The sequence below is a fragment of the Microcella indica genome (genome assembly GCF_013414345.1).
In the GTDB taxonomy this organism is placed as follows: Bacteria; Actinomycetota; Actinomycetes; order Actinomycetales; family Microbacteriaceae; genus Microcella; species Microcella indica.
In genome coordinates this window covers 2,321,831-2,334,928 of record NZ_CP058670.1, presented here as the reverse complement: position 1 = coordinate 2,334,928, position 13,098 = coordinate 2,321,831, and the positions used below count along the sequence as shown (strand labels likewise).

Below are 13,098 nucleotides of genomic sequence, written 5' to 3'. Positions count from 1 at the left end.
TGCTCAGCGTCGGTGCTGCTGTCTCCGTATCCACGAGGTCGGCAGAGCCCTGGGGCGAGCAGGTGGCGATCTCCTTGCTTGGCTGGATCACCGCTATCGCATTCTCGGGCTTGGTCACGGTCATCTCCGTCGGTCTCGAAATGATTCGGCCTGGGTTTCGTGCCTATCCGGTTTCCTGTCCGGCGGGCGCCAGCAGGGGTGATTCTTGGTCAGCGTAGTAGGCCTGCTCGATCTCGATCGGGGTTCGGTAGTCGAGCTCGCCGTGGAGGCGAGAGTTGTTCCACCACCACACCCATTCCAACGTCGCCAGCTCGACTTGCTCGACTGTTCGCCACGGCCCGCGGCGGCGAATCAGCTCGGTCTTGAATAGTCCGTTCACCGCCTCGGCGAGAGCGTTGTCGTAGCTGTCGCCGACGCTTCCGGTGGACGGCTTCGCTCCGAGTTCGACAATCCGATCCGTATAGACCACGGCCAGATAGTTCGACCCGTGATCGGCGTGATGCACGAGCCCGGCCAGGTCGCCTCCGGCATCCCAGGCGGCCATATCGAGCGCTTGCAGCGGCAGCACGTCAGCCTTCAACGTCGAAGCGACCCGCCAGCCCACGATGCGGCGGGAGAACACGTCAGTGACGAACGCGACATACGCGAACCCGCTCCACGTGGCGACATACGCGAACCCGCTCCACGTGGCGACATACGTCACGTCGGCCACCCAGAGCCTGCGCGGGGCCAGCGCGGTGAACTGCCGGTTCACCAGGTCGCCGGGCTTCACCGTCGTGGGATCCGACTTCGTGGTGAATGTCCTCTTGGACCGTCGCACGCCCTGAACTCCGGCCAGTTTCATGAGCCGTGCGGTCTGATCCCGGCCCACTTGCCAACCCTGCCGGCGCATCAGCGCATGCATCTTCCGGCGGCCATAGACGCCGTAGTTCTCCGCATGCAGCCGGGCAATTTCTGGCACGAGAAGCTCCTCTCGCAAATGCCGCGCCGAGGGCATGCGTGCTTTCGCGGCGCGATAGCCGCGGGCGGAGAGGAACCCACGAACTGCCGGACGCAACACCCGGCAGAGGAGCTCGACCCCGAAGCGATCTCTCATCTGGTCAATGAAGGCGATCATCTCGTCGTGGGGTGGTCGAGCTCCTTGGCGAAAAACACGCTCGCAGCCTTGAGGATCTCGTTGGCTTTGCGCAGCTCCGCGTTCTCTCGTTTCAGCCGTCGAATCTCGATCTCGGCCTCCGAGGTGATCCCCGGGGCGAGGCCCGCGTCGATCTCCTCGCGGCGAGCCCAGGTTCGCAGCGTCTCGGGACTGATCCCGAGCAACCCGCCTACGTGCTTCGCCGCCTCGCTCTTGCTCGGATGGTCAGGCAGCGCCTCGGCGAACATCCGCAGCGCACGCGACTTCATTTCTGGTTCAAACTTCTTCGGCATCAGGTTCCATCCTGGATCAGAGGACGGCACTAAACCCAGGCCGAATCACACGAGTCGCGCAGTGCGACCAGGCGGACAGTACCGGGCTGCTACCCGCTCAACAGAAACGGAAATTTCACCAGAATGGATATCACGATCACAGCGTAATTCGCCAGCATCGCGACCCACGCGAATGGGAAGAACCACTCGCCGAACCGCCGTGCCCTGGTCCCGAACAGAGCGCCGCTACGCAACGCCCATGACACCAGGAACCACCACAGAGGAATCGTGACTGCCCAGACGACCATGCAGTACGGGCACAGCACCCCGATCACGAAAACGCTCTGTGCAAAGAGCCACGTGACAAATATCCACGCCCCGAGAACACCGGCTGTGAATACTTGCCAGTACCAGGCGCTGAAGCGCGCTCCCGCGAGCAGGCCCGCGGCGACGACGATTGGCGCAACGAAGCCCGCGACACCCAGAATCGGGTTCGGGAAGCCCAGCAGAGATGCCTGCCAGCGGTCGAAAAGAGCGCCGCACGTTACGAACGGACTGACGTCGCAACTGAGCGATACGGTCGGGTTCTGCAGGCTACGGATCCGCTCCACCAGCAGGGCAGCAGAGGCAAACCATCCGATCAGCCCCGAGGCAAGCAGGACGATCGCGAGCGTGACCGGCGACCGGCTGGCTGCAGTATCCGCTCGTTCATGGGTCATGCTCGCCTTTCATGACATGCGAGTCTGCGGCTCGCAATGGGGGGGGTCTGGAGCCACGCTACCTGAGCGGACGGCGTACTCATGATGGTCGCGAACGCGACCCGAATCAACCTACCCTGAGCGATCCACCGGCGTCGGAGGGGGTTGTTTTGCTCGAGCTGACCCGTGGTCACGGCCCGCAGTCCCTCCTGAGTTGTCCAGGAGCGACGACGGAGGGAGCCCTTCTGCAGTAGCAAGTGGCATGCCGCGATGGCCGCGACGTCTCGGTGGCACCGACTCGGACGATCGGCCTGGCCGCTCGCTCGCGCCCTTGAGTGCGTGGGGCCTTCCCGTGTCGACACGGCAAACACCCGTGACTGCGACGCAAGCTCCTGGTGACGTAGCGTCCGCAACCGACACCGCGCCACGCGACAAGGCCGAGACTGGCTCGCGGAACGGCCAGCGCCCAGCTACACCCTCGCGCCAGCGCTCGCCTGAACTGCGCTACGGTCGCCACCCATCCAGGCGTGCGGGCTTGTCTGTCACAAGAATGTCTGACATCATGTTCATATGATCAAAAAAACCGGTAGTTCGGCCGCCTAGTGGGGTCCGGGCACTCTCACGCACCTCTGACGGCCGGCGGTAGACACCGTCGACCTCTGATTATCGCTTTCTCGTTGACGGCGAGCTACATGGTGGTCGAGTTCGTGGTCGGAATCGCCGTGAATTCACTCGCATTGATCTCTGATGCTGCGCACATGGCGACGGATGTGATCGGGCTCGGGATGGCTCTCGCGGCCATCACCCTGGCGAATCGCCCGGCCACCCTCCAGCGCACGTTTGGGCTCTACCGGCTGGAGGTGCTCGCGGCGCTCGCCAACGGTGTTCTGCTCTTCGGCGTAGCTGGATACGTCATCGTCGAAGCGATCCAACGTTTCAGCGAGCCGCCTGACGTGCCTGGAGTGCCGCTCTTGGTCGTGTCGACCATCGGGCTGCTCATCAATATCGTGAGTTTCCGTCTCCTGATGGCTGGGTCTCGGGAAAGCCTCAACATCCGGGGAGCATACCTCGAGATCTTGGCGGATCTGCTCGGATCGGTCGGGGTCATCGCCGCGGCCGTCGTGTTGCTCACCACCGGATGGGCCTATGCGGATCCGATTATCGGTGTCTCTATCGGGCTCTTCATCCTGCCGCGCACATGGAGGCTGAGCAGGCAAGCGCTCAGGATCCTTCTGGAAGTGGCGCCGCCACATATCGACCTTCGCGACTTGCGCGCGGCGATACTCTCCATAGACGGGGTGGTCGATGTCCACGATCTCCATGTCTGGACAGTGACATCAGGATTGGAAGCTGCGAGCGGACACATCGTTGTGTCCCCGGAGCACGACTACCACGGCGTCCTCGACGAGGTGCTGATTGTCTTGCGGGACGAGTACAGCATCGACCACCCGACTATTCAGTGCGAACCGATGGCGTTCGAGGAGCCCCCTCGGGCCGTGTGAGCGAAGGAGTGCGGGGTATCATCAGAACCATGGAGGACATCGGCTCGAGGCGGCACCGCGAGGTGCCGCCCGGATCCGATCATTCCGATCACGCTGAGCAGGTGCGGGCAAAGATGCCACACACGCCGCATGTTTCCGACTTGGCCGACATATTCCGCCTTCTCGGTGATCCCGGGCGGGTACGCATACTGATCGCCCTGTTGCCGGGCCCCATGGCCGTGCACGATATCGCTCGCGTCGTAGACGCGAGCGAATCCTCGGTGTCGCATGCCCTCCGCCTGCTCCGCGCCCACCGCGTGGTCGGAGTCAAGCGAGAGGGTCGCCACGCGTACTACGCCCTGGCCGATTCGCACGTACGCGTGCTCCTCGAGTTGGGGCTGGAGCACGTGGGACACCTAGTGCTCCTGCACCCCGAGGATGAGCACGACGACCAGCTCGGTGCGCGATCCGACGGCGCGCGTCGGACGATCGAGAGTGGTGACCTCTAGCATGACGCAGGTCTCGTGGCGCCGAGATTGCGGAGTCGACGCTGCGCCTCGGCATCACGCCACAACCGCGAAAGTAGGAATGGCGATCGTCACACTCCTCCTCATCGCCGCGGCGATCCTTGTCGCCCATCACTCGCAAGCGACTCATGGCCCTGTCGAGCGATCCTTGTCATCCGACAGTGGTCAGGCGCTGCTCTTGACCGAGCTCGGGGCGCATGTCGACACGGCCGACGCGTCTGACGAAAACGAAGCCGCGTATCTCGTGGCAGGTGGCATGACCGTGATTGTCGGTTGCCTGGCGGGCCTGTTCATCCTGGGCGTTCGCGCGTGGTTCGGACGAGTCGTACTGTGCTTATCATCGACCGGTGACAGGGCCCTTGGGCCCACCGCATCGTCCGCGCCTCGGAGGATCATCGGCTGGCTCCGACCCGAACTCGCGGCTCTGTGCGTGAATCGCACGTAGGATCCGGCCCCGTCTGAGCTTCAGCGGTCGCTGAGCCCGCGCCATCGCACTCTCATCTCATTGCCGCGACGGCAAATGCCGTGTGCGCCCGCACACGTGCTCCACCATCTTTAGAGGAGAACAAATATGAACTCAAACGTCAGAGTCGCCATCATCTCGGGGGGCGTGATCGTGATCGCGGTGGTCGCGTTCATTCTCGTGGCCATAGCGCAGAACCAGCAGCCAGGCCCTGTTGCGGCGCCGACCCCCGCCCCTGCGCTGTCTGAGGACAGCCACATCTTGCAAGACGCGGGAGAAGACGCGGTGACGGTAGTCGAGTTCCTCGACTTCGAGTGCGAGGCCTGTGGTGCCTTCTACCCGGTCGTGGAGGGCCTCCGCGCCGCATATGCCGGAGAGGTGACCTTCGCGATTCGGTATTTTCCGCTTCCCAGCCACTACAACTCGAGGAACGCTGCAGTCGCCGTGGAAGCCGCCGCACAACAGGGGCAGCTGGAGGCGATGTACAGCCGTCTGTTCCAGACTCAGTCGGAGTGGGGTGAGGCGCAGGAGTCACGTGCCCCGCTCTTCCGACAGTTTGCCGAGGAGATAGGACTCGATATGGCCGACTATGACGCGGCGATCGCCGACCCTGCCACCCTTCAACGAGTCAAGTCAGACTACGACGAGGGAGTTTCGCTGGGAGTCTCCTCGACCCCTACCTTTTTCGTCAATGACCAGATGGTTCAAATGGACTCCTTTGACGACCTCCAGAATGCCATCGAAGCGGAACTCAACGGATGAGAGCGTCTCTGACGAAACGTCGACCGCGCTACTGGAAACCCGAGGAAAACAAGCCGCGACGCTAGCCGCCGAACGCACGAGGAACATCAGACGTGACTGAAAACTGGGTGAACTTGCCCGATGCTCCGCCGAGCCTCGAGCAATTTCTGGCGTTCGATCCGCAGCCGCTACCGATTCTGCCGCTCGTCGGGCTGTCGCTCGCCGCACTCTACGTCGTCGGTGCTGCACGACTGTGGGCGACGGGGCGCCACTGGTCGGTGGGCAGGACTGTCGTCTTCTTGCTGGGGTGCCTGTCGATCGTCCTCGTCACCGGATTGGGAGTCGAAGGCTACGGCTATGTGATGTTCTCCGTGTTCATGTTCCAGCAGCTGACCCTCATGATGCTGATCCCGCCCCTGCTGGTGCTCGGCTCCCCGGGGACGCTCTTGCTTCGGGCGACGCCGCATCGTGGCTGGGGGCGCGGCGTCCTGCGCCTCGCATTGAGCGGTCTCCGAAGCCGACTCGGCAGATGGCTCCTGCACCCCGTCGTGACTGTGCCCCTCTTCCTCTTCTCCTTCTATGGGCTTTACCTCGCGGATTTCGCCGACCCGATTCTCTCGACTCCCGGGGGGCACGTCAGTCTCGAGCTCGGCTTCCTCGCCGCAGGCGTACTGTTTACGATTCCAATCCTGAGCAGCGACCCACTTCCCATTCGAATGTCCTACCCGGCCAGAGCTCTCGATCTAGCGGCCGAGGTGGCCCTGCATGCGTTCTTCGGAGTGTTCATCATGATGAGCCCATCGCTCATCGTTGACTACTTCTCCACCCCGCCACCCGCACTCGGCATCGATCCCTTGGCGGACCAGGGCGTCGCGGGTGGCCTGGCGTGGTCATACGGCGAGGCGCCCACCGTTCTCATCCTGCTCTACATCCTGCACCGTTGGCATCGCTATGACACCTCGCGAGCCGCCGCCGCCGACCTCAAGGCAGACCGGTACGGTGCGCCTGAACTCGAGGCCTACAACGCGTACCTCGATCGATTGCGACAGCGCGACGACCAGGCCCCGACGGCGAGGCAACGATCATCGAACAATGAGGAGAGCCCCACATGACCAGGCCGCGCACGCGAACCGATCATCCCGGTCCACGGGAGTTCCGGCGTCCGGCTCTCGCTCCTGGGGTTCTCGCCGCCGCCGTCGCGCTGGCAGGCCTGCCGCTCGTCGGCACCGAGACGTTCATGCCCATTCGGTACGTGCTGGCGGTCTTGGCGCTCATCATCGCGTGGTTCGCCGTCGAGGTTCGACACTGGTGGTGGTTGCCGATCCCGCTGGTCATCGCCGTGCTGTGGAACCCCGTCTTCCCATTCGCTTTCGACGGTCTCTGGGGGTTCGCCGCTCAGTATCTCGCGGCCCTCGGCTTTCTCATCGTCGCTGTTCTGCTCAAAGTCACCCCTCGGGCGGCGTCAGGGGAGGGTACCCGCGGCGCACCATGATGGGTGTCCATGACCGCGGCGAAGCGATTCCCTTGTGGCTCGCTCTTCCGCTTGCTGCAGGAGCTGGGCTCCTTCTGGATGCGGGCTTCCCGGATCGTGGTGTGTGGCCCCTACCATTCTTCGGGGTCGGGCTGCTGCTTGTTGCCCTCACCGGACGGAGCGCGGCTAGCGCGCTGCTCGTGGGCTTCGTGGCGGGCGCGTCCTTCTACCTCGCGTTGATTCAATGGGCATCGCTCTTCCTCGGCCCATTACCGATGGGGGCTCTCGTCGCCCTGCAGGCGGCACTGTTCGCGCTCGGGTGTCTACTGATCTCTCTCGCGTATAGATGGCTTCCGGCGTCTGGTGCGAACCGTCATGCGCGGTACCTGGTGCCTCCCACAATCGCCGGTTTGTGGGTTCTTCGCGAGATGGTTGCCAGCACGTGGCCGTATGGCGGTTTCTCCTGGGGACGGCTCGCCATGTCGCAGTCGGAGAGCCCGTTCAGCGATCTGCTCTCGTGGGTCGGGCTGTCGGGAGTGAGCTTCCTCATGGTGTCGCTCGTGGCGCTCGTCGTCGAGATGTTGCGCTCGTTCTCGCCTGCCCGCTGGGGTGACGCGGTGGTACCAGCGCTCCTGGCCGCGGTGCTCGTCGCCCTACCGACATGGCCGATGTCGTCCACCGGCAGCATGCGCGTCGCCGCGATTCAGGGGAACGGACCGGCGGGATACTTCGATGACCGCGACGACGGCGCGCTCTTGGCCGCGCAGTACGAGGCGACGCTTCCCGTGCTGGATCGCGATCTGGATGTGATCCTCTGGCCGGAAGGCTCGACGGACCGCAGCCCGCTCGACGACGCACGAACCGCTGCCGCATTCGATCGGGTATCGCGGCAAGCGGGCGCTCCGCTGATCGGCTGGGCTGTCACCGAGCGTGGAGGACTCACCTACAACACGCAGATTCTGTGGCAGCAAGGCTCGGGAGCAGTCGACTTCTACGACAAGCGTCACCCCGTTCCCTTCGGCGAGTACGTGCCGGATCGTGAATTCTGGCGACCGTTTGCTCCCGATCTCATCGACCTGGTAGCGCGGGACTACACGCCGGGGTCGGCCGATGCCGTCTTCACCGTCGATGGAGTGCCCACGGGTATCAATATCTGCTTCGACATTGCAGACGATGTCGTGCTCCGAGACTCGGTCCTGGAGGGCGCGCAGGTCATCTTCTCGGCCTCCAACAATGCCGACTTCGGTCGCACCGACCAGAGCGCGCAACAGTTGGCCATTGCTCGGGCTCGCGCTATCGAGCTGGGGCGCACGGTGGTCAATGTTTCGACCGTCGGCCTCACGGCCATCATCGGCCCTGACGGGCGCACACTGGCTCAGCTTCCCTGGCACGAACCAGGGAGCATCGTCGCGGAGGTCGAGCTTTTCGAGGGTCTGACGCCTGCTGCAGCCGCCGGCGGATGGTTCGAGCTCGCCGCGGCCGGTCTCGGCGTCGGCGTCCTCCTCATGGCATGGTCGAGCAACGGCTCTGCGCGACGACGAGCCGAATCGATGGCGATGCGCGAAAGGGCGTGAGCGATGTGTCAGGCGCGTCGCGACGACGCCTTTCGACTCATTGCGCTCTACTGGAGCGCGGAATCGACAGCCGCACGCAGGTCGTCAAAGGAGTTGAGCTGAACGAGTTCGCCGTCGAGGAAAAAGCTCGGGGTGCCTGTTGCCCCGAGCGCGAAGGCGTCTGCCTGGTCGAGTGCAATTCGCTCTCGCGTCGCTGGGTCGTCGACGACGCGGTCGTACTCGTCCATGTCAAGGCCGAGCTGTTCGGCCAGGTCACGGAACGTGTCGGACTGATCGCCGCGAGCCGAACTCCACTCCTGCTGCGTCGCAAACAACTCCTTGTACATCGCCGCGAATTCCCCTTGTGCGGCAGCGGCCTCGGCGGCAACCGCAGCTTCCACAGCGTGCGGGTGAATGCTAGTGAGCGGTAGATTGCGCACGACGACGGCGAGGCGGTCGCCGTACTCGTCGGCCACTTGCTGAACGATGGGGCTCGCCGCAGAGCAGGCGGGGCATTGGAAGTCGACGAACTCGACGAGCACAGCATCCGCGTCCTGCGGCGCCACGTCCGAGAGCAGGTGCGGGTTCTCCCGCAACAGTTCGCCTGCGTCGCTCGGCGCAACTGTCGGCAATGCTTGCGGCTCCGCCCGGTTGAGACTCGAAACGACGATCGCGACGATGATCGCGATGAGGGCGAGCGCCACGCCGACCGCGATGAGTTGTGCGGCGCGCGGCGACACGGGCGACTTCTTGCGGCGGGCGGACTTCACGGGCCGAGTTTTTCGGGGCATGCCCTCAGCATAGAGAGGGCAGCTAGGAGATGTATGGGCCGGAGGCCCCTGATCGAGGAGCAGCGGCGAGGCGGCGCCTCACAGCTGCACATCGTACGATGAGGTTGTGATGGACAATCTCGTTGCCTACTCCCTCGTCGCCGTGTATTCGGCCATGGGCGTCTACACGGTCGCCTTCATCCTCTTCACGCTCGATCTGGCCAAGAGGTCTGCCCAGCGCGCCGAGCCGGTAGCCGCGCGGGCGCAGCAGGCGGCTGTGAACTCCTCGAGCATGACCAGCGTCCTCGAACGTCCGGTTGCTCCGCTCCAGTCGGGCGGAGCAACCAGGTACGAGCGAGCGGGCCTCGCCCTCTCGATCCTCGGGTTCGTGCTGCACGCTGCCGCCGTCCTCACGCGCGGCTTCGCTGCGGAGCGCGTGCCGTGGACGAACATGTTCGAGTTTGGTCTCACCGCCACCGTCGTCATGATGGGTACTTTCGTCGCCGTGCAACTGTGGAAAGACCTCCGCTATCTTGGCGCCTACATCACGGGGTTCGTCGTGCTCTCGCTGGGGATCGTCACCGTCAACTTTTACGTGGATGTTGTCCCCACTCCGCCCGCACTGCAGTCGGCGTGGCTCGTCATCCATGTTCTCGTCGCTGCCCTGGCTACCGCATTCTTCGCGATCGGTGCCGGGCTCTCCATCATGCAGCTGATGCAGGCGCGGCGTGAGGCCCGCGAGAGTGCGGGCCTGCGTTTCCTCGACACGTTGCCCGGCGCATCCGTTCTCGAATCGCTCGCCTACCGGGTGACGGTCGTCGGCTTCGTGTTCTGGACATTCACGCTCATCGCCGGCGCCATCTGGGCCGAGCGCGCCTGGGGTCGGTACTGGGGCTGGGACACCAAGGAGGTCTGGACCTTCATCATCTGGACGCTCTTCGCCGGCTACATCCATGCGCGCGCGACGCGGGGCTGGCGGGGCAACCGCTCGGCGTGGCTCGCGATCGTCGGCTTCGGCGCCGTGCTCTTCAACTACTCGATCGTCAACCTGTACTTCAACGGGCTGCACTCGTACTCGGGGCTGTAGGCGCGCTATCTAGGGGCGCGCGGTCGGGTGGTCCGCCGCGCCGGCTCCACCCCGGTAAAAGTAGTGTCGGCGCGGCGGAGTCTGTGCCCCGCGGTAGTCCGGGCCCGTGCGGCCTGTAGTCGCCCCTCAGACTCGCGGGGTCGGGCTCAGCTCGCGGGCGTCAGCTCGCCGGTGTGAGCGCGACGGGCGTGCGGCCCGAGCCGGTCTCGAACTGCAGCACGGGCGTGCCGCTCGAGCAGTCGAACGGCGCATCGTTGATCGGGTCGGAGAGCAGCAGGCCGCCCGCCAGGTCAGAGCCGTCGATGGTCTGGCCCATCACCGTCACGATGACGGAGAGGTCGTTGTCGACGAGCGTCGTCGTGATGACGCCGTCCTCCGCCGTGTAGGTGCCGCCGAGGCCGCCCGTCGCGACGCCTTCACCCTCGCCGGCGCCGTCGATCGTGAGATCGAGCACGAAGTCGGAGGTGTAGCGGTACTCGTCTGCCGTGAACGAGAGCCCGACGCTCCCGTCGATGGCGAAGGAGACGCCGTCGAGGTCGGCGGCGAGCGCGTCGTAGAACGACTGCATCTGGTCTTCGGCGATACGCCAGTCGCCCACGAGGCACGCGGGATCTGTCGGGTCGACCGGCCCCTCCTCCGGGGTGGCCGGCTCCTCGACCGCGGCGTCGTCTGCAGAGTCGGGCTCGGGGTCGCCGGAGGGGGCGCCGCAACCCGCGAGCGCGATCACTCCGGCGACGGTGACGGCGACTGCTGCTCGACGCATGGCGAACCTCCAGGGGTGTGAACCGATGTCGTGACACGAGAGTAGCGAGTGTTTCGCGTTCTCGGGGCCGGAATACTCGCCCTACCGCGGCGCGGTAGCGAGCACGGCGTGGCACCGCGTGAGGCGCTCGCGCCACCAGGCGGTGCGGTCGGCGGGCGCGGCAAGGCGAGTCAGAGCATCCTCGTCGAGGGATGCCCGGCCCACGCCGAGCGCGCCGTCCACGGGCACGATGCGGGGGTCGGCGACGTCGTCGGCGAGCAGCGCCCCGGTGCCGAGGCCGCAGTCGAAGTCGAGGCTCGGCAGTCGCGCGGCGAGCGCCGCCCCCATCGACAGACCCACGCTCGTGTCGAGCGCGCTCGAGACCACGGCCCGCAGCCCGGCCTCCGCGACGATGCGCAGCGCCCGGTCGACGCCGCCGAGCGGGGCGGCCTTGATGACGAGCAGGTCAGCGGCGTCGGCGCGCGCCACGGCGAGCGGGTCGGCGGCCTTGCGTACGCTCTCATCGGCCGCGACGAGAACGTCGATGCGGTGGATCCGCCGTCGCAGCTCGGCCAACTCGGGCACGCTCCCGCACGGCTGCTCGACGTACTCGAGGTCGAACTGCTCGAGCTCGCGCACGGCGTGCTCGGCCTCGTCGAGGTTCCACGCGCCGTTCGCGTCGAGGCGGATGCGCCCGTACGGGCCCAGCAGCCGCCGCGTCTCGCGGACGCGTGCGACGTCGTCGGCGAGACTCTCGCCCGGTTCGGCGACCTTGATCTTCACGGTGCGGCAGTCGCCGAAGCGGCTCAGGACGCCCGTGATCTGAGCGAGCGGCACGGCAGGTAGCGTCGCGTTGACCGGGATGCTCTGCCGCAGCGCGGGAGCCCGCGACTCGCGCCACCCGAAGTCGAGGGCCGCGGCGAGCCACGTGCTGGCTTCGGCATCTGAGTACTCGAGGAAGGGCGCGAACTCGCTCCAGCCGGCCGGGCCGTCGAGCAGCACGGCCTCACGGTGCTGCACGCCGCGGAACCGCGTGGTGAGCGGCACGCTCACCACGCGGGCGCGGCCCAGCACGTCGTCGAGCTCGGGCAGAGCATCCATGGCCCCAGTCTGGCATCGTGCGCGCGGGTAGGCTCGCGGCATGGCCGAGCCGCACGTCTCCGAACTGTTCGACGCCGCACGATGGTTGGTCGCGCCGGGGTTCGACGACCTCACCGACGTTACCTACCACCTCGACACGAGCGGCCGCATCGCTCGCATCGCGTTCGACCGGCCGGAGGTGCGCAACGCCTTTCGCCCGCACACGGTCGACGAGCTCTACCGGGCGCTCGACGACGCACGGCAGAACCCTCGTGTCGGCGTCGTGCTGCTGACCGGCAACGGGCCGAGCGCCAAGGACGGCGGGTGGGCGTTCTGCTCGGGCGGTGACCAGCGCATTCGCGGGCGCGGCGGATACCAGTATGCCGAGGGCGAGACTGCCGACACGGTCGACGGCGCGCGGGCGTCGAGGCTGCACATCTTGGAGGTGCAGCGCCTCATCCGCTTCATGCCGAAGGTCGTCATCGCCGTCGTGCCCGGGTGGGCCGCGGGTGGCGGGCACTCCCTGCACGTCGTGTGCGACCTGACCCTCGCGAGTGCCGAGCACGCGCGCTTCAAGCAGACCGACGCCGACGTCGGCTCGTTCGACGCCGGCTACGGCAGCGCGTACCTCGCGAAGCAGGTCGGCCAGAAGGTCGCGCGCGAGATCTTCTTCCTCGCGCGCGAGTACGATGCGCAGCGCGCCTACGAGATGGGAACGGTCAACGCCGTCGTGCCGCACGCCTCCCTCGAGGCGGAGGCGCTCGACTGGGCCGAGACGATCCTCACGAAGAGCCCGACAGCGATCCGCATGCTCAAGTACGCCATGAACCTCACCGACGACGGAATGGTCGGCCAGCAGCTCTTCGCGGGCGAGGCCACGCGGCTCGCCTACGGCACCGACGAGGCCGTCGAGGGCCGCGACGCCTTCCTCGAGAAGCGCGCTCCCGACTGGAGCCCCTACCCCTGGCAGTACTAGCTGCTGCGCGCGCAGCGCGCAGCGCTTTCCTGTGCCAGATCTGGCGCAGATGGGCGCTTGGCCACGCGGTGTGCGCCCTTTCGCGCCAGATCTGGCACACGT

General features: G+C 65.9%; 14 protein-coding genes. 9 read left to right on the top strand and 5 right to left on the bottom strand.

Features of this window, described 5'->3' with window-relative positions; translation table 11 throughout:
- Positions 1-163: 163 nt before the first annotated feature.
- A protein-coding gene (locus HUJ41_RS11355) for an IS3 family transposase (RefSeq protein WP_179872641.1) occupies positions 164-1,428 on the bottom strand; the annotation gives its coding sequence in 2 pieces (ribosomal slippage) (positions 164-1,143 and positions 1,143-1,428; 1,266 coding nt in all).
- An 89-nt stretch (positions 1,429-1,517) separates the two neighbouring features.
- The gene (locus HUJ41_RS11350) at positions 1,518-2,126 is read right to left on the bottom strand and encodes a vitamin K epoxide reductase family protein (RefSeq protein WP_179872640.1); all 609 of its coding nucleotides are present in this window, start codon (positions 2,124-2,126) and stop codon (positions 1,518-1,520) included.
- 581 nt (positions 2,127-2,707) lie between these two features.
- Here HUJ41_RS11350 and HUJ41_RS11345 point away from each other — a divergent pair.
- The 7 genes from HUJ41_RS11345 to lnt all read left to right on the top strand — a co-directional run bounded on the left by HUJ41_RS11345 (position 2,708) and on the right by lnt (position 8,362).
- A complete protein-coding gene (locus HUJ41_RS11345) occupies positions 2,708-3,607 on the top strand; it encodes a cation diffusion facilitator family transporter (protein WP_179872639.1) in 900 nt (299 codons plus the stop codon).
- A gap of 29 nt (positions 3,608-3,636) precedes the next feature.
- The gene (locus HUJ41_RS11340; RefSeq protein WP_179872638.1) at positions 3,637-4,095 is read left to right on the top strand and encodes an ArsR/SmtB family transcription factor; all 459 of its coding nucleotides are present in this window, start codon (positions 3,637-3,639) and stop codon (positions 4,093-4,095) included.
- Between the two features lie 79 nt (positions 4,096-4,174).
- Complete coding sequence (locus tag HUJ41_RS11335; protein ID WP_179872637.1) at positions 4,175-4,558, top strand: hypothetical protein; 384 nt, start codon at positions 4,175-4,177, stop codon at positions 4,556-4,558.
- 126 nt (positions 4,559-4,684) lie between these two features.
- The gene (locus HUJ41_RS11330; protein WP_179872636.1) at positions 4,685-5,338 is read left to right on the top strand and encodes a DsbA family protein; all 654 of its coding nucleotides are present in this window, start codon (positions 4,685-4,687) and stop codon (positions 5,336-5,338) included.
- 92 nt (positions 5,339-5,430) lie between these two features.
- Positions 5,431-6,429 carry a cytochrome c oxidase assembly protein gene (locus HUJ41_RS11325; RefSeq protein ID WP_224744477.1) on the top strand — a complete coding sequence of 333 codons (999 nt, stop codon included), beginning with the start codon at positions 5,431-5,433 and terminating at the stop codon, positions 6,427-6,429.
- Positions 6,426-6,809, top strand: a complete 384-nt coding sequence (locus tag HUJ41_RS11320; protein WP_179872635.1) for a DUF6804 family protein — start codon at positions 6,426-6,428, stop codon at positions 6,807-6,809. The genes HUJ41_RS11325 and HUJ41_RS11320 overlap by 4 nt, the downstream gene beginning before the upstream one ends.
- Complete coding sequence (lnt, locus tag HUJ41_RS11315) at positions 6,806-8,362, top strand: apolipoprotein N-acyltransferase (protein WP_246299227.1); 1,557 nt, start codon at positions 6,806-6,808, stop codon at positions 8,360-8,362. The genes HUJ41_RS11320 and lnt overlap by 4 nt, the downstream gene beginning before the upstream one ends.
- Positions 8,363-8,409: 47 nt before the next feature.
- On the opposite strand, the gene HUJ41_RS11310 is transcribed toward lnt, so the two are convergent.
- Positions 8,410-9,132, bottom strand: a complete 723-nt coding sequence (locus HUJ41_RS11310; protein ID WP_179872634.1) for a DsbA family protein — start codon at positions 9,130-9,132, stop codon at positions 8,410-8,412.
- 106 nt (positions 9,133-9,238) lie between these two features.
- Between HUJ41_RS11310 and ccsB the strand changes: the two genes are divergently transcribed.
- Positions 9,239-10,198, top strand: a complete 960-nt coding sequence (gene ccsB, locus HUJ41_RS11305; protein ID WP_407941897.1) for a c-type cytochrome biogenesis protein CcsB — start codon at positions 9,239-9,241, stop codon at positions 10,196-10,198.
- 160 nt (positions 10,199-10,358) lie between these two features.
- Here the strand turns inward: ccsB and HUJ41_RS11300 are convergent, their stop codons facing one another.
- Both HUJ41_RS11300 and HUJ41_RS11295 read right to left on the bottom strand, forming a co-directional pair.
- On the bottom strand, positions 10,359-10,961 hold the full coding sequence (locus tag HUJ41_RS11300) for a hypothetical protein (protein WP_179872633.1): 603 nt from the start codon (positions 10,959-10,961) through the stop codon (positions 10,359-10,361).
- Positions 10,962-11,042: 81 nt separating this feature from the next.
- Entirely contained in the window at positions 11,043-12,041 is a 999-nt protein-coding gene (locus tag HUJ41_RS11295) for an o-succinylbenzoate synthase (RefSeq protein ID WP_179872632.1), read from the bottom strand.
- A gap of 40 nt (positions 12,042-12,081) precedes the next feature.
- Here HUJ41_RS11295 and HUJ41_RS11290 point away from each other — a divergent pair, with 40 nt between their 5' ends.
- Positions 12,082-12,996 (top strand): 1,4-dihydroxy-2-naphthoyl-CoA synthase, encoded by a 915-nt coding sequence (locus tag HUJ41_RS11290; protein WP_179872631.1) that lies wholly within the window; start codon positions 12,082-12,084, stop codon positions 12,994-12,996.
- Positions 12,997-13,098: the final 102 nt, after the last annotated feature.

Coding starts and splice junctions, on each gene's coding strand:
- HUJ41_RS11340 (WP_179872638.1), top strand. CDS start 3,637: ATGGAGGACATCGGCTCGAGGCGGCACCGCGAGGTGCCGCCCGGATCC.
- HUJ41_RS11330 (WP_179872636.1), top strand. CDS start 4,685: ATGAACTCAAACGTCAGAGTCGCCATCATCTCGGGGGGCGTGATCGTG.
- HUJ41_RS11310 (WP_179872634.1), bottom strand. CDS start 9,132: ATGCCCCGAAAAACTCGGCCCGTGAAGTCCGCCCGCCGCAAGAAGTCG.
- HUJ41_RS11295 (WP_179872632.1), bottom strand. CDS start 12,041: ATGGATGCTCTGCCCGAGCTCGACGACGTGCTGGGCCGCGCCCGCGTG.
- HUJ41_RS11300 (WP_179872633.1), bottom strand. CDS start 10,961: ATGCGTCGAGCAGCAGTCGCCGTCACCGTCGCCGGAGTGATCGCGCTC.
- HUJ41_RS11335 (WP_179872637.1), top strand. CDS start 4,175: ATGGCGATCGTCACACTCCTCCTCATCGCCGCGGCGATCCTTGTCGCC.
- HUJ41_RS11350 (WP_179872640.1), bottom strand. CDS start 2,126: ATGACCCATGAACGAGCGGATACTGCAGCCAGCCGGTCGCCGGTCACG.
- HUJ41_RS11290 (WP_179872631.1), top strand. CDS start 12,082: ATGGCCGAGCCGCACGTCTCCGAACTGTTCGACGCCGCACGATGGTTG.
- HUJ41_RS11320 (WP_179872635.1), top strand. CDS start 6,426: ATGACCAGGCCGCGCACGCGAACCGATCATCCCGGTCCACGGGAGTTC.
- lnt (WP_246299227.1), top strand. CDS start 6,806: ATGATGGGTGTCCATGACCGCGGCGAAGCGATTCCCTTGTGGCTCGCT.